Source organism: Schaalia sp. 19OD2882, from assembly GCF_018986735.1.
Classification (GTDB): domain Bacteria; phylum Actinomycetota; class Actinomycetes; order Actinomycetales; family Actinomycetaceae; genus Pauljensenia.
The window spans coordinates 660,358-682,317 of the sequence record NZ_CP065521.1; the positions used below are offsets into that span (position 1 = coordinate 660,358).

The following is a 21,960-nucleotide window of genomic DNA, read 5'->3' on the forward strand; positions in this document are numbered from 1 at the left end:
GGGTTCGAGGGGGATCGTTGAGTCATGGCACACAACGACATGAACTCCACCGGTGGCCTGGCCACCGCCCCCCGCAACTTCGCTCAGGTCATCGGCGCCCCAGCCCCGACCCGCACCGGAGGCGACCTGGTCGTCGCCACCCACGACCTGACCAAGACCTTCGGCTCCCGCACCGTCGTCGACTCCCTGGACCTGGCGGTTCCCGCCGGATGCGTCTATGGGTTCCTCGGCCCCAACGGCTCCGGCAAGTCGACGACCATGAAGATGATCCTCGGGCTGCTGCGCCCCACCCGCGGCCGAGTGAACCTCTTCGGTCGCCCCGTCGACGAGCGGGTCCGCGCCGAGGTCATGCCCGCCATCGGCTCCATGATCGAGTACCCGCCGGGATACGGACACCTCACCGGAGCCGAGAACATGCGCATCGTCCAACAGATGCTCGGCCTGGAGGACTCACAGGTGGCCCGCGCACTCGAACTGGTCAAACTCACCCCCCACAAGGATCGTCTGCAGCGCACCTACTCCATGGGCATGAAGCAGCGCCTCGGAATCGCCATGGCTCTGGCCCGCAACCCGCAGCTGCTGGTCCTGGACGAGCCCACCAACGGCCTCGACCCCGCAGGCATCGAAGAGATCCGCGAACTGCTGATCCACCTGGCCGACGAAGGCGTCTCCGTCATGGTCTCCAGCCACCTCCTGGACGAGATCGACAAGATGGCCTCGGTCCTGGGCATCCTCTCCGGAGGGAAGCTGCTCTTCCAGGGCACCCGCCGCGAGCTCTTCACCCACTCCGTGCCCGACGTCCTCGTGGTCACCTCCCACGTCCGCGAAGCCCTGGCCCTCGGCCTGCGGGGCGTGCCCACCCCCGACGGAATCCTGGTCCCGGGCCTGAACGAACACGACGTGGCCGACATGGTGGCCCGCCTGGTCCAGCACGGAATCCCCCTGCACGAGGTCCGCCGCGTCGCCCAATCCCTCGAAGACGTCTTCATGGACATCACCGGCCGGGAAGGAACCCTGTGATGAGCACCCGTACACGCACCCCCGGTTTCGCCACCGCCGTGCGCTTGGAGTTCGCCAAGATGAAACGCCTGCGCACCCTGCCCATCATGTCCGTCCTGGTCGGCGCCGCCGTCCTCTTTTCGGGAATCGGCCTCTTCGGAGAACACGCCCGCGCCATCGCCGACGACCCCGCGGCCTTCCCCTGGGCCTCCGAACTCATGCTCGTCACCATGGTCAACGCCCTCATCCACCCGATCCTCGTGGCCGTCCTGGTCAGTCGGCAGGTCGACGTTGAGAACACGGGCGGCGGTTGGATCTTCAACGCCGGAGTGGGGTTGCGCCCGGGATTCCTGTGCCGCGTCAAGCTGGTCGTCCTGGCAGGCGTCCTCGGCCTGGCCTGCGCCCTGCAGATGGGAAGCACAGTCGGCCTGGGAATCCTCTCAGGAATCTCCGTCCCTCTGGACGTGGCCATCTGGATCGGATACTTCGTCATGCTGTGGCTGCTCGACCTGGCCCTGGCCGTCATCCACGTGTGGCTCAGCTCCCGCTTCGAGAACCAGCTGGTCTCGGTCGGCGTGGGACTGCTCGGAGGTTTCGCCGCCATGTTCCTCCTCCTGGCCCCCGCCCCGTTCGCCCGCGTCATCCCCTGGGGACACTACGCAGTCATTGCTCCCGTGCAGATGAACGGTGGCGAGGACGCCTTCTCCGTCACCTATGCAGCCCCCGACCACGTGTTCTTCTTCCTCATGCTGGCCCTGGCCGCCGGCGCGGCATGGTTCCTCACCCGCCGCTTGGACCTGATCGAAAGGTGATGTGACATGATCCGCGCAGAACTCCTCAAACTCCGCCGCTCCATGGTGTGGGTCTTCGTCCCCATCCTGCCCCTGCTCGCCGTCATCTCCGGTGGCGTCAACTACTGGATGAACAGTGGGACCTTGACGAACGGCTGGGACTCGATGACCAGTCAGGTCACCTTGTTCTACGGAATGCTCTTCTACTCCATCGGAGTCGCCATGGTCACCGCCGCCGTGTGGCGCCCCGAGCACCGCAGCTCCACGTGGAACGTGGCACTGACCTCGGGTCACTCGCGCCTGGCGCTGGTCCTGACCAAAGCCGCCGTGATCCTGGTGCCGGTGGCCGCGATCCAGGCAACCCTGGTGGTCATGACCTGGGCCTTCGGCAAGGTCGTCGGTCTGGAGGGCGCCCTGCCCCTGTCCTTCGTCGTCAACGCCGCGTTGGTCGTGGTCGCCTCAGTGCCGCTGGTCCTGCTGCAGTCCCTGCTGTCGATGCTCTTCAAGTCCTTCGCCGCCCCGGTGGCGGTGTGCCTGGGCCTGAGCATCATCGCCTTCGGGGCCACCGCGGGCTCGGGCTCCTCGTCCTTGGCCAAGGCCGTCTCGCTGGTCCTGCCCCAGGCATTCGTCACCCAGGCCATGTACGCCGGCTCCACCGCGGTGGGCGCCGTCGCCGAGGCCGCCCTGTCGAATGTGGGACCCCTGATCGGCGCGATCGTCGTCACCACCGCTGTGCTGACCGGCCTGACCGCCCTGGTGACGCGCTCGCGGACGGTCTTCGCCCACTGACACCGGGGCCGACACCGGCGCCGACTCGGGCTCCGGCACGCTCATCCACATCCACATCGACATCGAAAGGTCGTCTCGACCAGCGGGGGTGTCGGGGATCCAATGATCCCCGACACCCCCGCATCGGCATGGGCGTGGGCCCGCGCATGGGCGTGGGCCCGCCCTCGTCTAGGATTTCCACGTGAGCCCCGCGAACTCCTCCCGGTCCCACCGACCCTCGCCCCACCGCGCCGCGGACCGGCGCCACGGCGACCCCACCCGCACCCGCCTGGACCCCTCGCTGCCCGAGGGCGCCACCCCATCCGAGTCGGGACTGCTGGGCCCCCTGGAGGTCAAGGCCATCGCCGAGGCCCTCGGCATCCGCCCCACCAAGGTGCTCGGCCAGAACTTCGTCCACGACGCGGGAACCGTCAGACGCATCGTGCGGGCCGGGGCGGTGGAGGCTGGGGACGAGGTCGTCGAGGTGGGACCGGGCCTCGGCTCCCTGACACTGGCCCTCCTGGAAGTCGGTGCCCGCGTGCGTGCAGTCGAGATCGACCCGCCCCTGGCGCGTGCCCTGCCCGAGACCGTCCGGGCGCGAATGCCCGAAGCCGCAGACCGGTTACGAGTGGTCCTGCGCGACGCGATGACGGTGACCGGTCCGGCCGACCTCGAACCGAATGATACTGACGGGACCTCCCGGGCTTGGCCCGCCCCCACGAAACTCGTCGCCAACCTGCCGTACAACGTCGCGGTTCCCGTCCTGCTCTCCATGCTCGAGCACCTGCCGAGCCTGACCGACGTCCTGGTCATGGTCCAGGCGGAGGTTGCCGACCGCCTGGCTGCCGCCCCCGGTTCACGCACCTACGGGGTCCCCTCCGTCAAAGCCGCCTGGTACGGTCACGTCGAACGGGCGGGCACCATCGGACGCACAGTGTTCTGGCCGGTGCCCGGGGTCGACTCGGCGCTTGTGCGCCTGCACCGCAGGCCGCTGCCGCGCGGAGACGAAGCCCTGCGACTGGCCACCTTCGACGTGTGCGACGTCGCCTTCGGCCAGCGGCGCAAGACCCTGCGTGCCGCCCTGCGCACGTGGGCGGGGGGCTCCGCAGCGGCACAGGCCCTGCTGGAGGCCGCCGGGATCGACCCCGGTGCTCGCGGAGAAACCTTGGCCATCGACGACTTCGTGGCGCTGGGCCGCCAGATCCTGACCATGCGCGCTTGCGGCCAATTGCCCCCACCCACCGGATCCCGCACCGTCAAGGAGCAATGATGCGTGAAGTCCACGCCAGCGCCCCCGGAAAGGTCAACCTGACCCTTCACGCGGGCCGCCCCACCGGCGACGGCCATCACCCTCTGGTCACCGTCTTCGAAGCCCTGGACCTGCGAGAACACGTGCGAGTGCGGACCTCGCGCACTCCGGGCATCCGTGTGTCCACCACCGCCCGCCTGCCCACGGGTGAGGTCGACCGGGTCACCACCGAGGTCATGGCCGCCGTGGAACCCGAAGCCCACCTGGCCGTACGCGCCGCGAAGGTCATGCAGCGCCTGGCCATGAGCGGCCCGTGGGCCGCCACCGCCGCAGGGCTGGTCATCGAGGTCGACAAGTACGTGCCGGTGGCGGGAGGGATGGCAGGTGGCTCCGCCGATGCGGCGGCCGCCCTCGTCGCCTGCAACGACGTGTGGGGCCTGGGCCTGGACCTCGCCCGCCTCCAGGCGATCGGCCGCACGCTGGGCGCCGATGTCCCCGCATGTCTGGTCGGGGGAGTGTGCCTGGGCACCGGACGCGGGGACCACATGCGTCTGCTCACCCCCGGGGACGAGGACGCCCCCGCCCACCACTGGGTGCTCGCCCTTGCCCACGGGGGACTGTCCACCCCCGCAGTCTTCGCCAGACTCGACGCCGACGGTGGACCGGCCGGCGGCTGGTACCCGCTCGACGAACCCGGGGCGGAGGAGGTCGCCACACTGACCGGCACCAGCGCTCAACTCGCGGGCGCCCTCGTCAATGACCTGCAGGATGCGGCACTGGGACTGCGGCCGGAACTGGCCACCACCTTGGCGGCTGCGCGTGAGGCCGGGGCTCTCGGGGCCCTCGTGTCAGGGTCCGGCCCGACGATCGCCGCCCTGGCCGCAGACCGGGACGCCGCCCGCGACCTTGCCGAGGCACTGTCGCAGGCCCCCCATGTGAAGCGCACCGTCATCACGCGCGGACCCGTGGCCGGCGCGCGCATCGAGACAGTCGGAGGAATCGACTGATGGCCCATCTTCTCGGTACCCAGGACATGGGCGCCCTGGCTGGCTCTCGGCACCTGCTCGCAGGGGTGGGCGTGTCCCTGGAAGACGGCTCCCGCGTGGGGATCCTGGGGCCCAACGGAGCCGGCAAGTCCACCCTGCTGCGCCTGGTCGCGGGTACCCAGAAGCCGGACAAGGGGGCGCTGACCACGCGCGACGGGGTGCAGGTCACCATCCTCGACCAGGCAGACACCTTGGATGCGGGGCACACGGTGGCCGAGGCGGTCCACCCCGGCAAGGCCGAGTTCGAATGGGCCTCCGACCCGCGTGTGCGCGACATCCATGCGGGTCTGCTCGGCGGAATCGACATGGGCACTCCCGTCGCCACGCTTTCCGGCGGGCAGCGTCGGCGCGTGGCCTTGGCCCGGGTACTCGCGGCCGACGCGGAGGTCGTGTGCCTGGACGAGCCCACCAACCACTTGGATGTCGAGGGCGTCGCCTGGCTGGCCGCCCACCTGAATGCGCGTTTCGCCAGGCCCGGTGCCTCCGGGGCGCTGCTCGCCGTCACCCACGACCGATGGTTCCTGGACGCCGTGTGCGAACACATCTGGGAAGTCGTGCCCGGCGTCGACCCCGGCGGCGACAGGCCACAGGTGCCCGGACACGTCGAGGTCTACGACGGGTCCTACGCCGCCTACACGCTGGCCCGCGCCGAACGAGTGCGCCAAGCAGACGTTGCGGCCGCCAAGCGCGCCAACCTGCTCACCAAGGAGCTCGCGTGGCTGCGGCGAGGGGCTCCGGCGCGCACTTCGAAACCGAAGTTCCACATCGCCGCCGCCGAAGCCCTCATCGCCGACGTGCCGCCACCACGTGACACGGTCGAATTGGTGAAGACGGCCACCGCGCGCCTGGGCAAGGACGTCCTGGACCTCGAAGGCGTCAGCGTTTCCTTCGAGGGCCCGGACGGGGTGCCTCGTGAGATCCTGCGAGACATCACGTGGCGCTTGGCCCCGGCGGAGCGGGTGGGGATCGTCGGCGTCAACGGTGCGGGCAAGACGACCCTGCTGAACCTTCTGCGCGGGGACCTTGCGCCCACACGAGGGCGGGTCAGGCGCGGCAAGACCGTCAGGGTGGCCACCCTGTCGCAGGACACCCACGAGTTGGATGCACTGGCACACATGCGGGTGGTCGAAGCCGTCGCCGACGTGGCCCTCGTGGTGGGTGTCGGCGGCAAGGAGGTCACTGCCGCCCAGATGACTGAACGCATGGGTTTCACTCGCCAGCGCGCGTGGACGCGGGTGGGGGAGGTCTCCGGCGGGGAACGCCGTCGGCTGCAACTCATGCGTCTGCTCATGGGCGAGCCGAATGTGCTGCTGTTGGACGAGCCCACCAACGACCTCGACACCGACACCTTGGCTGCCATGGAGGATCTGCTCGACTCCTTCCCGGGCACGCTGGTGGTCGTCAGCCACGACCGCTACCTGTTGGAACGAGTGACCGACCACCAGGTGGCGCTACTGGGGGACGGGGCGCTGCGTGACCTTCCTGGCGGGGTGGAGCAGTACCTGGAGCTGCGCGCGTCCGGCACCTTCGGTAGGACCGGGGTTGCGGGCAGTGAGGACAGAGCCGTTGCTGGTGGCTCGGCCCTGACCGGAGCCCAGCGGCACGTCGCGCACAAGGAGTTGGCCGCCGTCGAACGGCGGATGGAGAAGGTGCAGGCCGCCGTGGATCGCGTCCACGCCCGTATGGCGGCCCATGATCCGAGCGACTACGTGGGTCTGCAGGAGCACACCCGGGAGTTGTCGCGACATCGGGCCGAGTTGGCCGACCTTGAAGAACGCTGGCTGGACCTGTCCGAATCCCTCTCCGAATCCCCGTGAGATGACGGACGAGTTTGACCAGGTGACGGACGAATCTCACGGAATGGCGGGGGAGGGGGTTTCGAAGGGGAGCAGCAGGGGACGCAACAGGGAGGCGAGGAGGTCGAGTTCACCTGCGTCGAGTTCCGAAAGGATCACGCGTTCGCAGTCGAGCAGCGTCTCCAACGCCCCGTCGACGACTTCCTGACCTGCGGAGGTCAGCACCACGAGAACGCTTCGCCGATCCTCCGACTCGCGCGATCGCAGCACCAGCCCCTTCGCCTCCAGGCGGTCGATCCGGTTCGTCATCGTGCCCGACGAGACGAGCAGCTCCCCCATGAGAGCCCCAGGAGTCAGCGAAAAAGGAGACCCCGCGCGACGCAAGGCCGACAAGACATCGAACTCCCACGGCTCCAGCCCATGGTCGGCAAAGGCTTTGCGGCGAGTGAGGTCCAGGTGCCGCGCCAGACGTGTGACCCGCGACAGGACCAGCATCGGCGCGGTGTCGAGGTCGGGGCGCTGTGTCGCCCACGAGGCAATGATCCGATCCACCTCGTCCGCGCGTCCAAGGTGGGCCGCCCCCGCGCTCGGGCGCCCGTGGCGTTCCTCGCTCATGCCCACAAGATACGCGATCCCTCGATGTCGAGGAATCCTCTCGCGGGCGCGTCCGAGTGCCCGGGGTCCAGTGCCGCCCGCCCAAGGAGGTGGCTGCGTGGGTTGCAAAAGGGTCACGAGGGCGGGGCTCGAGCCAAGGCGCGGCTACGATCGGGGCAGTGTCGGGAACCGTTCCCGGCAACCCTGATGACCGAGTTTCCCTCCAGGAGGACTACACCGTGAAGAGCTCCGTCAAGATCGCAACTGTCGTTGCGGCCACCGCCCTCGCCCTCAGCGCATGTGGCGCAGCCCCCGACGCCGCCACCTCCGGAGCTGCCGGCGGCGACACCATGGCTTCGGGCGAGTCCATGGCCTCGGGCGCCGCAGCTGGCGGCTCCGTCAAGGCCTGCATGGTCTCCGACGCGGGTGGCTTCGACGACAAGTCCTTCAACCAGTCCGGCAAGGAAGGCCTGGAGAAGGCAAAGGCCGAGCTGGGAGTCGAGGTCGCCTACTCCGAGTCGAAGTCGGACGCCGACTTCCAGCCCAACATCGCCGCCCAGATCCAGGAGGGCTGCAACCTCATCATCGGCGTCGGCTTCCTCATGGCCAACTCGATGAACGAGGCCGCCTTGGCCAACCCGAACGTCAAGTTCGCACTGGTCGACGCCGCCTTCGCCGACAACCCCGCCAACTCCAAGGCTCTGCTCTTCAACACTGCCGAGGCAGGGTTCCTCGCAGGCTACGCTGCTGCGGGCACCACCACCTCCGGCACCGTGGGCACCTTCCTCGGCAAGAAGATCCCCTCCACCGCGATCTTCTCCGACGGCTTCGCCGACGGCGTCGCCAAGTACAACGAAGCCCACGGCACGGCCGTCAAACTCATCGGCTGGGACAAGGCCAAGCAGGAGGGCATGTCCGCCGACTCCTTCGAGGACGTCGCCAAGGGCAAGCAGCTCTCCCAGCAGCTGGTCGAGCAGGGCGCCGACATCATCATGCCCGTCGCCGGCCCGGTCGGTGGCGGCACCCTGACGGTGGCCAAGGAGACCGGCAAGGCGTCCGTCGTGTGGGTCGACTCCGACGGCTACCTCACCCAGCCCGAGTTCAAGCAGTTCGTCATGACCTCGGTCATGAAGGAGATCGGCGCCTCGGTCTTCGAGGCCGTCAAGGCCGTCAAGGAAGGCACCTTCACCAACGAGGCCTATGTCGGCACCCTGGCCAACGGCGGCGTCGGCATCGCCCCCTTCCACGACTTCGACGCCAAGGTCTCCGCTGAGCTCAAGAGCGAAATCGAGAAGCTGACCGAGGACATCAAGTCCGGCAAGCTCAAGGTCGAGTCGGTCAACACCCCGAGCAACAAGGGCTGAGACCCGACAGCCCACGCCTGGCAATCACTGAGGCGCAGGACCGTACGGTCCTGCGCCTCAGTTGCATGAGGGGCACTGTCAGCGTGGATACAATGGCCCCCCGAACCCGTCACACAAGCCGCCCGTCAGCGACGCCGCCGCCGCCGGCAGCCGGCTCAATCCGTGAGGAGCACATGTGAAACTGGAGCTGGAAGGGATCACCAAGGTCTTCGGCCCGCTCGTGGCGAACGACCACATCGACCTCGTCGTCGAACCTGGTCAGATCCACGCCCTGCTGGGAGAGAACGGCGCAGGCAAATCAACGTTGATGAACGTCCTGTACGGCCTCTACCAGCCTGACGGAGGCAGGATCCTCATCGACGGCCAACCCGTCACCTTCAAAGGACCCGGCGACGCGGTTGCCGCCGGAATCGGCATGGTCCACCAGCACTTCATGCTGGTCCCTGTCTTCACCGTCACCGAGTCGGTGGCCCTGGGCTACGAGCCGACCACCTTCGGGCTGCTCGACACGGCCACCGCCCGCAAGAAGGTCATCGACCTGTCGGCCCGATTCGGATTCGACATCGACCCCGACGCCCTGATCGAGGACCTGCCCGTGGGAGCCCAGCAGCGGGTCGAGATCATCAAGGCCCTGTCCCGCGACGCGAAGGTCCTCATCCTGGACGAGCCCACAGCCGTGCTCACGCCGCAGGAGACCGACGAGCTCATCGAGATCATGAGGGAGCTCAAGTCCGCAGGCACCTCCATCGTCTTCATCACCCACAAGCTGCGCGAAGTGCGCGCAGTCGCGGACCGCATCACGGTCATTCGTCGCGGCAAGGTCGTCGGTGAAGCGTCCCCGACCTCGACGGAGACGGAACTGGCCTCCCTCATGGTGGGCCGCGCCGTGGACCTGGGGGTCACCAAGGACGACGCCACCCCCGGGTCGGTACTGCTGGCCTTCACGGACGTCTCGGTCCTCGACGAGGCCGGTCACACCGCGCTGGACCACGTCGACCTGCAGGTGCGCAGTGGCGAGATCCTGTGCGTGGCCGGTGTCCAGGGCAACGGCCAGACAGAGCTGTGCGAGGTCGTCCTGGGCTCCATCAAGCCGAACACCGGATCGGTGGAGGTCAACGGCCAGGACCTGTCGGGTCTGACGATCCGCAAGCGCCTGGACTCGGGCCTGGGCTACGTGCCCGAGGACCGCAGCGAGGACGGCATGATCGCCTCCTTCTCCATCGCGGAAAACATGATCCTCGACCAGTACCACCTGGCGCCCTTCTCCAAGGGCCCGTCGATGGACCTCAAGGCGGTGGGCACTCACGCCGAGCAGCTGCGCGAACAATTCGACGTGCGCGTGACCTCCGTGGACGACCCGATCTCGACCCTGTCGGGCGGCAACGCGCAAAAGGCGATCCTCTCGCGTGAACTCTCCAAGGACCTCAAGGTCCTCGTCGTCTCCCAACCCACCCGCGGCCTGGACGTGGGATCCATCGAGTTCGTCTACAAGCGCATCGTCGCCGAACGCGACAAGGGCACGGCCGTCCTGGTCGTGTCGACGGAATTGGACGAGGTCGTCGCACTGGCTGACCGGATCGCCGTCATGTACCGCGGACGTGTGGTCGGCATCGTCCCGGCCGACACCCCACGCGACGTCCTCGGCCTCATGATGGCCGGCGTGCCATTGGCCGAAGCCCAGGAGCAGGCAGGCCGCGCCACGAACGCGCCTGCCGAAGCACAGACCCCCGTCACCACCGAGGAGGCCGCCGAATGAGCACTCCGTCCACATCCACGGACACCGGGGCTGCGCCCACGCGTGGCCGCCATGCGGCAGAAGGACCCAGCTGGGTCACCATGCTGCTGCGACGTTTCTTCAACCCGTCGACCTCGACCATTGCGGGAGCCATCCTGGTGGCCCTGGTCATCGGTGCGCTGGTCGTCGCCTTCTTTGATCCGCGCGTCCAGGAGACCGCAGGCTACTTCTTCGCCCGGCCCAGTGACTTCCTCGCAGCGTTCTGGAATTCCTTCAGCGGCTTCTTCATCTCGCTGGTGCGAGGGGCCCTGTACGACTGGACCCAGCCGGACTTCATGACGGCGATCCGTCCCCTCACGGACACGATGACCCGCTCGGTGCCGCTCATCATCGCGGGCCTGGCCATTGCCGTGTCCTTCACCGCCGGAATGTTCAACATCGGTGTCCAAGGGCAGCTGATGATGGGCGCCGCGCTGGGCGGATTCATCGGATTCCACTACCACCTGCCGCCGGTGGCCCACATGATCCTGGCAATCCTGGGCGCTTTGATCGGCGGTGCGCTGTGGGGCTTCATCCCGGGCATCCTGCGCGCCAAACTGCAGGCCAACGAGGTGATCGTCACCATCATGTTGAACTCGGTGGCCAGCCTGTTCCTCGGGTGGCTGCTCAACCTGCAGCTCTTCTACGGCGAGGGCGGTTATCCCTCGAAGTCCCAGCGGACCTTGGCCACCGCCCAGTACCCGCAGATCCTGGGCCCCAATTTCCGCCTGCACCTCGGGTTCATCATCGCCTTGCTGGCAGCGGTCTTCGTCTGGTGGCTTCTCAAGCGCTCGACCCTCGGCTTCGAGCTGCGCGCGGCCGGCGCGAACCCGCAGGCGGCGCGCACGGCCGGCATCAACGTGCCTCGCACACTCATGATGACCCTGGTGATCTCCGGCGCCCTGGCCGGCCTTGCGGCCACCGCGCCGGTACTGGGCACCGAGAAGGTCGTGACCAACTCGGTGGCGGGCTCCTACGGCTTCGACGCGATCACCGTGGCCCTGCTGGGCAAGTCGACGCCCTTCGGTGTGGTCCTGGCGGGTCTGCTCTTCGGCGGCTTGGCCGCAGCGGGCTCGGTCATGCAGGCTTCCAAGGCCCAGATCCCCGTGGACATCGTCCAGATCACCCAGGCGGTCATCGTGCTGCTCATCGCCGCATCCGAAGCCATTCGCATGCGCCGCGAGAAACTGGCAGCCGACGCCGCCTCCAACGCCCGTACCGCCAAGGCTGCGGCCTCCAAGGAAGGGGAGCAGGCATGAGCCCGGCCACCGCCACCTCCACCGCTCCGGTCGCCCCGGAGCAGGCGACCACTGACATCATTGCGCCCGTCCAGTGGCGTGACCCGATCGTCGCCGGCGCCATGACCGTGTGCACGATGGCCATGGCCTTCACCGTCAGCGGCGCCTCACGCGTGTCCTTCTCGGGGGCCACCACATGGTTCGAGACCGGCGAGGTCTCCGTTCCGGCAGGTCCGGTGAGTTTCGCACTGCTGGTCGCCTCGGTCATCGCCACCGAGGAGATCATCCGGCGCGCCCTGGCGCGAAAGGTCGCCAACGGACTGTGGATGGGTGTCGTCGGCGCCGCCCTGGTCACCGCGTTCCTCCTGTGGACCGTTGCCGGCAAGGAGACCTCCGTCCTGCCCGTGGTTTCGTTGCTGGCCGGCGGCCTGGCCTTCGCCACGCCCCTGGTCTTCGGGTCCTTGGCGGGTGTCGTGTGTGAACGCACCGGCATCATCAACATTGCCATCGAAGGTCAGCTGCTCTTCGGCGCCTTCCTGGCGGCCATCGCCGCCTCCGCGGCGGGCAGCGCGTGGGTTGGTCTTTTGGCGGCACCGGTTGCGGGCATGCTCGTCTCCGTGCTGCTGGCACTGTTCACCGTCAAGTACCGGGCCGACCACATCGTCGTCGGCGTCGTGTTGAACATGCTGGTGCTGGGCGTGACCTCATTCGTCTACTCGACGCAGTTGAAGAACGCCCCGGAACTCAACCAGTCGCTGAGCCTGGGGCCGATCGGCATTCCGCTGCTCAAGGACATCCCGGTCATCGGCCCGGTCCTGTTCAACCAGTCGATCCTCGTCTACCTCATGTACGCGACGGTCATCGGATTGCAGGTCGCCCTGTTCCGCTCCAAGTGGGGCCTGCACACCCGCGCCTGCGGTGAGCACCCCAAGGCTGCGGACACGGTGGGCATCAAAGTCAACGCCATGCGCTGGCAGAACACGCTGCTCGCAGGCGCGATCGCGGGCCTGGGCGGCGCATTCTTCACCATCGGCGAGGGTCTGGCGTTCACCAAGGACATGTCGGCCGGCAATGGTTTCATCGCCCTTGCCGCGATGATCCTGGGCAGGTGGAACCCGAAGGGAGCCCTTTTCGCGGCCCTGCTCTTCGGTTTCGCGACGAACATGGGCAATGTCATGCAGGCCGTCGGCGCCACGGTGCCCACCGAGTTCCTGCTGATGATCCCCTACCTGGTGACGATCCTGGCCGTGGCGGGCTTCGTCGGCGCGGTCCGCGCGCCGGCCGCAGAGGGGGTGCCGTACCCGTGATCGGCGGATCCGTCTGCCCCGACGAGGGCGGCGCGGGCGACCCCGACCCGGGCGCGTTCGCTTCCGACCAGGGTGGCCGCTGCCCCTCCAAGGGCGTGCCGCCCGCGAGCGACGAGGTCGACGCCGCCACTTGGCAGCGCCTTCACGAGGCGGCGTGCGAGGCGATGGAAGCCGCATACGCCCCCTACTCGCACTTCCGGGTGGGCGCGGCCGCCTTGGTCGACGACGGCCGCCTGGTCAGCGGATGCAATGTGGAGAACGCGGGCTACGGGGTCACCCTGTGCGCGGAATGCGGCTTGGTCTCCGACCTGGTGCGCGGGGGAGGGGGGCGGATCGTCGCCTTCGCCTGCGTGGACGGCGACCGCAAACCCTGCGCCCCGTGCGGGCGGTGCCGGCAGCTGCTCTTCGAACACTCGACACCCCGCACACTGCTGGCCATGCCGAGCGGAATCATGACCATGGACGAGGTCCTGCCCGGAGGCTTCGGGCGGGGCGACCTGGAGTCGGTGACCGGGGCAGACCCTGCGTGAGCGGACGGGGACTTCGTCTGCCCCGACCCGGCCCACGGGGCGCTGCCGCCCTCGTCGACGAAATGCACCAGCCCACGGCGGGTGGGCAAAAGGAGAAGAGATGGGAACCGAACCTTTCGACGCGGTGGACGTCATCGCGACCAAGAGGGACCGCAAGCGCCTGAGCGAGGACCAGATCGACTGGGTGATCGACGCCTACACGCGCGGAGTCGTTGCAGACGAGCAGATGTCGGCCCTGGCCATGGCCGTCTTCCTCAACGGCATGGACCGGGCCGAGATCGCCCGCTGGACCGATGCGATGATCCGATCGGGTGAGAGGATGGACTTCTCGTCCCTGCCCCGCCCCACGGCCGACAAGCACTCGACCGGCGGCGTGGGCGACAAGATCACCCTGCCCTTGGCACCACTGGTCGCCGTGTTCGACGTGGCCGTGCCCCAGCTGTCGGGTCGGGGCCTCGGTCACACGGGCGGCACCCTGGACAAGATGGAAGCCATTGCCGGCTGGAGGGCCCACCTGTCCAACGACGAGATCATGGACATCCTGGGCACCGGCCCCGGAGCAGTCATCTGCGCGGCCGGCACGGGGCTTGCCCCTGCGGACCGCAAACTCTACGCACTGCGTGACACGACTTCGACGGTGGAGTGCGTGCCCCTCATCGCCTCCTCGATCATGTCGAAGAAGATCGCCGAGGGCACGGGCGCGCTGGTCCTGGACGTCAAGGTCGGATCAGGCGCCTTCATGAAGGACGGGGAACGTGCCGGCGAACTGGCACGCACCATGGTCGACCTGGGTACCGACGCAGGCGTGGAAACCGTCGCTCTGCTCACCGACATGGACGTGCCGCTGGGCCTGACCGTCGGCAATGCCCTGGAGGTTCGCGAATCCGTCGAAGTCCTGGCCGGTGGGGGCCCCGAGGACGTCGTCGAACTCACCCTGGCCCTGGCCCGCGAGATGCTGCGCATGGCGGGCCGGCCCGACGCCGACCCGGAGGCCGCCCTCAAGGACGGGCGCGCCATGGACCGGTGGCGCGACATGGTCCGCGCCCAGGGCGGCGACCCGGACGCGGCCCTTCCGGTGGCCCCTCACACCGAGGAGATCCGTGCCGAGGGCAACGGCGTCCTGACCCGCCTGGACGCCTTGGCGGTCGGCGTCGCCTCGTGGAGGTTGGGGGCCGGGCGCACCCGCAAGGAGGACCCGGTGCAGGCTGAAGCCGGCATCGAGATCCTGGCAAAGCCGGGGCAGACCGTGCGAGCCGGGGACCCACTGCTGCGACTGCACACATGCACCCCGGAGCGCTTCGAACGCGCCCGCCAGGCACTGGTCGGCGCCATCGAGATCGGCCCTGACGCCTCCGAACCGAGAGGCTCGGTGGTGTTGGAGCGCATCACGGCGAACTGACCCGCGCACAACTTCGGGGCCACCGCAAGGCCCTGCACCCGATTGGACACACAGAAGGAGACACACATGCCCAGCCGTTCCGAGGTCGCTGCCCTCATCGACCACACCCTGCTCGCTCCCGAAGCGACTGCCGAGCAGGTTGCCGCCCTGGTCGCAGAAGGGGCCGAGCTCGGCACCTTCTCCGTGTGCGTGTCGCCCTCGATGCTTCCCGTCGCGGCCACCGAGGGCCTCAAGGTCGCCTGCGTGTGCGGCTTCCCCTCCGGCGCCCACACCAGCGAGGTCAAGGCCGCCGAGGCGGCCCGCGCCGTTGCCGACGGAGTTGACGAGGTCGACATGGTCATCAACCTGGCCCTGGCCAAGCAGGGCGACTGGGAGGGTGTCGAGGCCGACATCCGCGCCGTGCGTGAGGCCTGCGCGGGCGCTCTGCTCAAGGTCATCATTGAGTCCGCAGCGCTGACCGACGACGAGATCGTCGCCGCCTGCAAGGCCTCCGAAGCCGCCGGAGCCGACTTCGTCAAGACCTCCACCGGCTTCCACAAGGCGGGGGGCGCCTCGACCCACGCGGTTGCACTCATGCGTCGGACCGTGGGGGACCGCCTGGGGGTCAAGGCCTCCGGCGGCATCCGTGACGCCGAGACCGCTTTGGCGATGATCGAGGCCGGGGCCAACCGCCTAGGCCTGTCGGCTTCGCGCGCGATCCTCGACGGCCTGGAGGACTGAGCTCCGACCCGCTTCGACTCTGACGGCTCCCTTCGTCCTCCGGGACCGGACGAAGGGCCCGCGAGGCCGGACATGACAGTGCCGCCGCCCTCACAGAGGACGGCGGCACTGCTGCGTGTCTCAGACCCCCAGGGCGGTGCGCACGTCGGCCTTGATGGCCTCCAGGCGCTCGGCGGCAACCCTGCGCGCTGCGGCGACGTCGCCGCCCTCGACCGGGACGATGACCTCCAGGTAGCACTTGAGCTTGGGCTCGGTGCCCGAAGGCCGCGCCACCACCTGGTCGCCGGCTTCGGTGCGGAACAAGAGGCCGTCAGTGGGCGGAAGCGAGTCGGAACCGGATGCCAGGTCGATCGACTCGACCACCGGCGAACCCGCCATCGAAGCGATGCCATTGGCGCGCAAATTCGCCATGCCGGTGGCGATGATCGACAGGTCCTCGACGCGGATCGTCAAGGGAGCCGTCGCATGCAGGCCATGGGTCAGGGCCAGGGCGTCCAACTCGTCGGTCATGGTGCGCCCGTGGGCCTTGCAGGTCGCGGCGAATGCGGCAAGGCGAAGGCAGGCGGAGATCCCGTCCTTGTCACGCACGTGCTCGGGGTCCACGCAGTAGCCCAGCGCCTCCTCGTAGCCGAAGACCAGACCCGGCACCCGCGAGATCCACTTGAAGCCGGTCAAGGTGTAGGCGTGCGACACCCCGTGCGCGGCCGCGATGCGGGCAAGCTGGCGTGAGGACACGATCGAGTTGGCCAGAACGGCGGAGGAGTCGCCCTCGTGCAGGCGCGCAGTCTGTTCGCCCAGCAGCGACCCGACCTCGTCCCCGGTCAGCTGACGCCAACCGGTGGGGCTGGAGGCATCCGGGACGGCGGCGGAACACCGGTCGGCATCCGGATCGTTGGCCAGGATGAGATCCGCGTCGACCTTGCGCGCCAATGCGTAGGACAGGTCCAGCGCTCCCGGCTCCTCCGGGTTCGGGAAACGCACGGTGGGAAACTCCGGGTCCGGCTCGTGCTGCTCGGCCACCACGTGCACGTCGTGGAAGCCGCGCATGTGCAGGGCGCGCAGCATCGTCTCGCCACCCACCCCGTGCATCGAGGTCAGCACGATTCGCAGGGCGTCGGCACCCTCGGGAGCAGGGGAGGGGACCAGGGAGGTCACCTGGTCCAGGTACGCCTCCACCAAGTCCTCGCCCAGGACCTCCCAGCCGGACTCCGCGCGCGGCACCGAGGCCACCGACGGAACCTTCTGGATCGCCTCGAAGATCTCCGAATCGAAAGGAGGGACGATCTGGGTGCCCTGGCCGGAGTCGGTCACCACCTTGCCGCCCAGGTAGACCTTGTACCCGTTGTCCTCGGGCGGGTTGTGCGAGGCGGTGACGACCACAGCCGCATCCGCCTCCAGGTGGCGCAGGGCGAAGGCGGCAACAGGGGTGGGAAGGGCGCGCGGCAGGACCAGGGCGCGGCCGCCGGCCGCCACGGCCACTGCCGCAGTGTCCAGGGCGAACTGGTGGGAGCCGTGGCGGGCGTCGTGGCCGATGACCAGGGTGAAGTCACCGCCGGTGCGGCGCTTCAGGACGTCCACCAGACCTGCGGCTGCGCGGATGACGACAGCCCGGTTCATCCGGTTGGGGCCCCCGCCCAAGTGGCCGCGAAGTCCCGCAGTACCGAAGGTGAGCTGGCCGTTGAAACGGTCGGCCAGGTCGGCTTCGGCGGCGGCGTCGCCGCCAGTGGCGGCGTCCAGGAGAGCGCGCAGTTCGGAGGCAGTGGTGGCGTCGGGATCGTCGGCGATCCACGACTCGATCGCAGAGGTGTCAGAAATGGTCATGGGGCAACCGTAGTCGCCTCCATGACCCCAGTCAGGTCCGTGGCGTCGCTTTGATGAGCGAAGGCGAGGTCCGCAGGTTCCGCATCCCGTTCCACACGAGGTTCACCACGTGTGCGGCCACCGTCTCCTTGTCCATGCGACGCTCGTCCAGCCACCACTGCCCGACCTGGGAGATGAGGCCCACCAGCATCTGCGCGTACAGGGGGGCCCACTTCGGGTCCATCTCAGAGGCTTCGAACTGGCGTGCCAACAGGTGCTCGACCTTGACGGCCACGTCGCCGATCACCGAGGAGAAGCTGCCACTGGTCCGGTCCGAGGGCGCGTCACGCACGAGGACGCGGAAACCGTCCGTGCGCGTCTCGATGTACGTGAGCAGTGACAGTGCCGCGGACTCCAGGATCGCCCGGGGCCCGGCCGGCGCGGACAGCGACGCCTCCAAGGAGCCCATGAGGGCTTGGACCTCACGGTCGACGACCACCGCGTACAGACCCTCCTTGCCGCCGAAGTGCTCGTAGACGACGGGCTTGGAGACCTTCGCACGTGAGGCGATCTCTTCGACACTGGTCGCGTCGAAGCCCTTCGAGGCGAACAGGGCACGCCCGACGCTCACCAGTTGCTCGCGGCGGTCGAAGGCGGTCATCCTCGTGCGCTTTTCGGCCATGGTGAAACCGTAACCCGTCGCTGGGCACCCGCACGCCCGGCGGGCACGAATGGCACGGTCACCGCAGGGGCCGACACGGGTGACGGACACCCCACTTGCGATCCCACGCGCGCCCACGTGGACGAGGGGAGTCGAAGATGTGGCACAATCAAGACGACCTTCCGCCTTGGTGTAATGGCAGCACAGGGGTTTTTGGTGCCCTTTGTCCGGGTTCGAATCCTGGAGGCGGAGCTGCAGGCGAGCGCCCCGCCCTCGTCCGGACCCACAGGCACCACGCCGGGAGGAACCATGACCCGTCCAGCAGCAGTGATCGTCCTGGCAGCGGGGCAGGGCACCCGTATGAAGTCCGCCCTGCCGAAGGTCGTCCACCCGGTCGCCGGCCTGTCCATGATCGGTCACGCCCTGCGCGCCGCCGACGCCCTGGAACCCGAGCACCTGGTCGCAGTGGTGCGCCACGAGCGTGACACGGTGGTCGCCGAGGCCCTGCGAGTCGTGCCCCGCACATTCGTCGCCGACCAGGATGACGTGCCCGGCACCGGCCGCGCCGTCCTGTGTGCCCTGGAGGCGCTGTCCGCCAAGGTCGGGCCGGTCGGCGGAACAGTGGTCGTGACCTCCGGCGACGTCCCCATGCTCTCGGCCGGGACCCTGCGCGCCCTGGTCGAGACCCATGAGGGTGCCGCCCACGCGGTCACCGTCCTGACTTCCATCACCTCCGACCCGACCGGCTACGGCCGCATCGTGCGTGACCAGGACGGGCAGGTCATCGCCATCGTCGAGCAGAAGGACGCCACCGAGGCCCAGAGGGCCATCACCGAGGTCAACGCCGGCGTCTACGCCTTCGACGGCGAGTTCCTGGCCCGGACCCTGGCCGGGGTCGGCACCGACAATGCGCAAGGAGAGGTCTACCTCACCGATGTCCTGGCGGCAGCGGCTCCTGCCGGCCGTACCGCCGGTGCCGTGGTCCTCGAAGACGCGTGGGAGGCCCAGGGCTGCAACGACCGGGTGCAGCTGGCGCAGCTCGGAGCCGAATTCAACCGCCGAATCTGCGAGAAGCACATGCGTGCCGGCGTCACCATCGAGGACCCGTCCTCGACGTGGATCGACGTGGACGTGACCATCGGTGCCGACACGGTCATCCGTCCGGCCACCTACCTGCGTGGCTCCACCGAGATCGGCGCGCGCTGTGAGATCGGTCCCGGAACGACCCTGGATGACGTGCGCGTCGGTGATGGGGCTCACCTCCCGGCAGTGTGGGGTGCGGGGGCGGTCGTGGCAGGGGATACCATGGGAACGCCTTTCAGCGTCCTGGGTGAGTCCGACAGGGACTGACCGCCCCCCGAGTCGAACCAGTAGGGAAGGAACCTGGCATGACCGGTCTGGTGACCAGCGGAGAGAAGCGTCTGATCCTCGTCTCGGGAAGGGCTCATCTCGAGCTGGCCGACCAGGTCGGTGAGGCACTGGGTTGCGGCGTCTCGCCCACCACCGCCTACGACTTCGCCAGCGGCGAGATCTACGTGCGTTTTGCCGAGTCCATGCGCGGCGCCGACGTCTTCGTCCTGCAGTCACACACCGTGCCCATCAACAAGTGGCTCATGGAACAGCTGCTCATGATCGACGCCGCCAAGCGTGCCTCCGCAAAGCGGATCACCGCAGTGGCCCCCTTCTACCCCTACGCCCGCCAGGACAAGAAGCACCAGGGACGTGAGCCCATCTCCGCCCGCCTGGTCGCAGACATGTTCAAGACCGCCGGCGCCGACCGTGTGATGAGCGTCGATCTGCACGCCTCCCAGGAACAGGGTTTCTTCGACGGCCCCGTCGACCACCTGTGGGCCATGCCGGTCCTGGTGGACTACGTGCGCACCCGCGTGGACCTGTCCAATGTCGTCATGGTCTCTCCCGACGCCGGACGCATTCGCGTGGCGGAGAAGTGGTCGGCGAAGTTGGGCGGCTGCCCGCTGGCATTCGTCCACAAGACGCGCGATACCACCCGTCCCAACGTGGCGGTGGCCAACCGTGTCGTCGGCGAGGTCGCCGGCAAGCAGTGCGTCCTGGTCGATGACATGATCGACACGGCCGGCACCATCACCGAAGCCGTGAAGGTCCTGTACAACGCGGGCGCCGAGTCCGTGATCGTGGCGGCCACCCACGGGATTCTCTCCGACCCCGCCACCCGTCGCTTGGCCGAATGCGGTGCCACCGAAGTGGTTGTGACCGACACGCTGCCGATCACCCCGCAGAAGCGTTTCCCGACGCTGACGATCCTGCCGATCGCGCCACTGCTGGCCACGGCCATCCGCGAAGTCTTCGAGGACGGATCCGTCACATCCCTGTTCGACGGAGTGGCCTGAGGCGACACCCGCAGGGTAGTCTTGCGGGGTTGCTCCGGCGAGGGCGACGGCCTCACGTGTAGCGGGCGGGATCATCCCGTTCGAAGGGTGGGGCCGTGCGCCGTCATCGACAGGGCTCCTTCGTTCCCCAGGCGGATGCGAGGGTTCTGGCGCGCCGGTGCGTCGACAATCGAACCCTTTCACCTCCAGGAGATTCCCATGAGCGAGACCCCGGTCATCGTTGCGCAGCCCCGTGACGAGTTCGGCAAGGGCGCTGCCCGCCGCGCCCGTCGCGCAGGCCTGGTTCCCGGCGCCCTGTACGGACACGGCATCGAGACCCGTCACATTGACCTGCCCGGCCATGAGCTGTTCCTCATCGTGCGCGACCACCGTCATGCCATCGTCGAGGTCAAGCTGGACGGCAAGGCCCACCTGGCCCAGATCCGCGAGGTCCAGCGCCACCCGGTCAGCCGCGCCCTGCTGCACGTGGACCTGGTTCTGATGAACAAGGCCGAGGCCGCCGCCGCCGAGAAGGCGGAGGAAGAGGCCGCTGCAGCTGCTGCCGCCGAGATGGCCCACGCCGTCGAGCTGGCCGAAGAGGCCGCCAAGGCTCGCTCTGCTGCCGCTGAGGAAGCCGCCGCCGAAGAGAAGTGAGCTCCGGTCGCTTTCGCGACCGATTTCCATCGCGCGAGGTGTCCCGCTCAGGACGTGGGGCTGCCCCTTCGACTCTTCGAAGGGGCAGCCGCAGGCGGGGTCGGGGGGTCATCGCCCTCTGCCCGGCGTTTCGCACGCAATGGAGGTGGCGGCCCCGGCCGCTGGATGTCCAAATCCCCGGAATCCCGCTACTTTCGTCTTCTGCTCGGTGGCCCCAAAACGCACATTGTGTGCGAAGCGGGAGTTGCGGGCCCGTGCACTTGCGGCGAGGCACTTGTGACGCAAGGCTGTTCCCGTGACTGAGCCCCGCACCCCTCCAGCCGCTCCCAGACGCTTTCCCGCCGCCCACATGCCCGTCCAGACCAACCCCACGACCTGCGGCATCGCCTCGCTTGCAGTGGTCGCAGCGCGCGCAGGGCGCGACCCCGACTACTTGGGAGCACCACTGGAGTCGGTGGCCAGGCGCCAAGCGCTTCTGCACCGGCTGGCCTCTCGCACGGGTCTGCCGTGGCCACGAGCCCTGGGCACGTCCCCTTGGGCACTGGCCGCACTTGCCGAGCGCGCCACCGGTGCCCGCCATGTCATCCTCCCGTGGGGAGCAGCGGCGATGGCCGCCGTCCAACGATGCGTGCGAGCCGGCCAGGACGTCTTCCTCTACTCCGGCGACGCAGGGCAGTGGTGGTCACGCCTCGTGCCCAGGCACGTCGTTCTGGTCCTCGGGCCGGAATCAGACGAAGACGCCGCCCATCTGAGCATCTACGAGCCCTCCACCGGGCATGTGCACCGGGTGGCGAGCTCGGTCCTGACCGAGCCGGATGGCACACCCGTGCCCGCGCTGGGACACTGGCGCAGAGTTCAGCTGGTCGTGGCCCCGGCCGCGTGAGTTCCTCCGAGGCGGACCCCAGGAAAGGACGAGGGCCGT

General features: G+C 68.6%; 20 protein-coding genes and 1 tRNA gene. 18 read left to right on the plus strand and 3 right to left on the minus strand.

Annotated elements, in window-relative coordinates; all coding sequences use genetic code 11:
• Positions 1 to 24 precede the first annotated feature (24 nt).
• The 6 genes from I6B53_RS02815 to I6B53_RS02840 all read left to right on the plus strand — a co-directional run bounded on the left by I6B53_RS02815 (position 25) and on the right by I6B53_RS02840 (position 6,670).
• The gene (locus tag I6B53_RS02815; RefSeq protein ID WP_216764749.1) at positions 25 to 1,020 is read left to right on the plus strand and encodes an ABC transporter ATP-binding protein; all 996 of its coding nucleotides are present in this window, start codon (positions 25 to 27) and stop codon (positions 1,018 to 1,020) included.
• Positions 1,020 to 1,811 carry an ABC transporter permease gene (locus I6B53_RS02820; protein ID WP_216764750.1) on the plus strand — a complete coding sequence of 264 codons (792 nt, stop codon included), beginning with the start codon at positions 1,020 to 1,022 and terminating at the stop codon, positions 1,809 to 1,811. Before I6B53_RS02815 ends, I6B53_RS02820 begins: the two co-directional genes overlap by 1 nt.
• A 6-nt stretch (positions 1,812 to 1,817) precedes the next feature.
• Complete coding sequence (locus I6B53_RS02825; RefSeq protein ID WP_216764751.1) at positions 1,818 to 2,579, plus strand: ABC transporter permease; 762 nt, start codon at positions 1,818 to 1,820, stop codon at positions 2,577 to 2,579.
• A 268-nt stretch (positions 2,580 to 2,847) separates the two neighbouring features.
• Positions 2,848 to 3,828, plus strand: a complete 981-nt coding sequence (gene rsmA, locus I6B53_RS02830) for a 16S rRNA (adenine(1518)-N(6)/adenine(1519)-N(6))-dimethyltransferase RsmA (RefSeq protein ID WP_253953998.1) — start codon at positions 2,848 to 2,850, stop codon at positions 3,826 to 3,828.
• Positions 3,825 to 4,814 (plus strand): 4-(cytidine 5'-diphospho)-2-C-methyl-D-erythritol kinase, encoded by a 990-nt coding sequence (ispE, locus tag I6B53_RS02835; protein ID WP_367880392.1) that lies wholly within the window; start codon positions 3,825 to 3,827, stop codon positions 4,812 to 4,814. The genes rsmA and ispE overlap by 4 nt, the downstream gene beginning before the upstream one ends.
• Positions 4,814 to 6,670, plus strand: a complete 1,857-nt coding sequence (locus I6B53_RS02840) for an ABC-F family ATP-binding cassette domain-containing protein (protein ID WP_216764753.1) — start codon at positions 4,814 to 4,816, stop codon at positions 6,668 to 6,670. Before ispE ends, I6B53_RS02840 begins: the two co-directional genes overlap by 1 nt.
• A gap of 36 nt (positions 6,671 to 6,706) precedes the next feature.
• Here I6B53_RS02840 and I6B53_RS02845 read toward each other — a convergent pair whose 3' ends face one another.
• A complete protein-coding gene (locus I6B53_RS02845) occupies positions 6,707 to 7,264 on the minus strand; it encodes a MarR family winged helix-turn-helix transcriptional regulator (RefSeq protein WP_216764754.1) in 558 nt (185 codons plus the stop codon).
• A 158-nt stretch (positions 7,265 to 7,422) separates the two neighbouring features.
• Here I6B53_RS02845 and I6B53_RS02850 point away from each other — a divergent pair, with 158 nt between their 5' ends.
• From I6B53_RS02850 to deoC, 7 genes are all read left to right on the plus strand, one after another.
• Positions 7,423 to 8,607: a BMP family protein gene (locus I6B53_RS02850; protein ID WP_253953948.1), complete on the plus strand. Its 1,185-nt coding sequence runs from the start codon at positions 7,423 to 7,425 to the stop codon at positions 8,605 to 8,607.
• Between the two features lie 175 nt (positions 8,608 to 8,782).
• Complete coding sequence (locus I6B53_RS02855; RefSeq protein ID WP_216764755.1) at positions 8,783 to 10,363, plus strand: ABC transporter ATP-binding protein; 1,581 nt, start codon at positions 8,783 to 8,785, stop codon at positions 10,361 to 10,363.
• Positions 10,360 to 11,640 (plus strand): ABC transporter permease, encoded by a 1,281-nt coding sequence (locus I6B53_RS02860; RefSeq protein ID WP_216764756.1) that lies wholly within the window; start codon positions 10,360 to 10,362, stop codon positions 11,638 to 11,640. The genes I6B53_RS02855 and I6B53_RS02860 overlap by 4 nt, the downstream gene beginning before the upstream one ends.
• Positions 11,637 to 12,926 (plus strand): ABC transporter permease, encoded by a 1,290-nt coding sequence (locus I6B53_RS02865; RefSeq protein ID WP_216764757.1) that lies wholly within the window; start codon positions 11,637 to 11,639, stop codon positions 12,924 to 12,926. Before I6B53_RS02860 ends, I6B53_RS02865 begins: the two co-directional genes overlap by 4 nt.
• 95 nt (positions 12,927 to 13,021) lie before the next feature.
• Entirely contained in the window at positions 13,022 to 13,456 is a 435-nt protein-coding gene (locus tag I6B53_RS02870) for a cytidine deaminase (protein WP_216765310.1), read from the plus strand.
• 100 nt (positions 13,457 to 13,556) lie between these two features.
• A complete protein-coding gene (locus tag I6B53_RS02875; RefSeq protein WP_216764758.1) occupies positions 13,557 to 14,855 on the plus strand; it encodes a thymidine phosphorylase in 1,299 nt (432 codons plus the stop codon).
• A 66-nt stretch (positions 14,856 to 14,921) separates the two neighbouring features.
• The gene (gene deoC / locus I6B53_RS02880) at positions 14,922 to 15,575 is read left to right on the plus strand and encodes a deoxyribose-phosphate aldolase (protein ID WP_216764759.1); all 654 of its coding nucleotides are present in this window, start codon (positions 14,922 to 14,924) and stop codon (positions 15,573 to 15,575) included.
• A 120-nt stretch (positions 15,576 to 15,695) separates the two neighbouring features.
• Here the strand turns inward: deoC and I6B53_RS02885 are convergent, their stop codons facing one another.
• Complete coding sequence (locus I6B53_RS02885) at positions 15,696 to 17,396, minus strand: phospho-sugar mutase (RefSeq protein ID WP_216764760.1); 1,701 nt, start codon at positions 17,394 to 17,396, stop codon at positions 15,696 to 15,698.
• Between the two features lie 31 nt (positions 17,397 to 17,427).
• Positions 17,428 to 18,057, minus strand: coding sequence for a TetR/AcrR family transcriptional regulator (locus I6B53_RS02890; protein ID WP_216764761.1), 630 nt, complete (start codon positions 18,055 to 18,057; stop codon positions 17,428 to 17,430).
• A 160-nt stretch (positions 18,058 to 18,217) separates the two neighbouring features.
• Here I6B53_RS02890 and I6B53_RS02895 point away from each other — a divergent pair.
• The 5 genes from I6B53_RS02895 to I6B53_RS02915 all read left to right on the plus strand — a co-directional run bounded on the left by I6B53_RS02895 (position 18,218) and on the right by I6B53_RS02915 (position 21,921).
• Positions 18,218 to 18,288: transfer RNA gene (locus tag I6B53_RS02895), tRNA-Gln, on the plus strand.
• A 57-nt stretch (positions 18,289 to 18,345) separates the two neighbouring features.
• Positions 18,346 to 19,386 carry a bifunctional N-acetylglucosamine-1-phosphate uridyltransferase/glucosamine-1-phosphate acetyltransferase gene (locus tag I6B53_RS02900; protein WP_216764762.1) on the plus strand — a complete coding sequence of 347 codons (1,041 nt, stop codon included), beginning with the start codon at positions 18,346 to 18,348 and terminating at the stop codon, positions 19,384 to 19,386.
• Between the two features lie 38 nt (positions 19,387 to 19,424).
• Positions 19,425 to 20,405, plus strand: a complete 981-nt coding sequence (locus tag I6B53_RS02905) for a ribose-phosphate diphosphokinase (protein WP_216764763.1) — start codon at positions 19,425 to 19,427, stop codon at positions 20,403 to 20,405.
• A 198-nt stretch (positions 20,406 to 20,603) separates the two neighbouring features.
• Entirely contained in the window at positions 20,604 to 21,038 is a 435-nt protein-coding gene (locus tag I6B53_RS02910) for a hypothetical protein (RefSeq protein WP_216764764.1), read from the plus strand.
• Positions 21,039 to 21,333: 295 nt separating this feature from the next.
• The gene (locus I6B53_RS02915) at positions 21,334 to 21,921 is read left to right on the plus strand and encodes a hypothetical protein (RefSeq protein ID WP_216764765.1); all 588 of its coding nucleotides are present in this window, start codon (positions 21,334 to 21,336) and stop codon (positions 21,919 to 21,921) included.
• Positions 21,922 to 21,960: the final 39 nt, after the last annotated feature.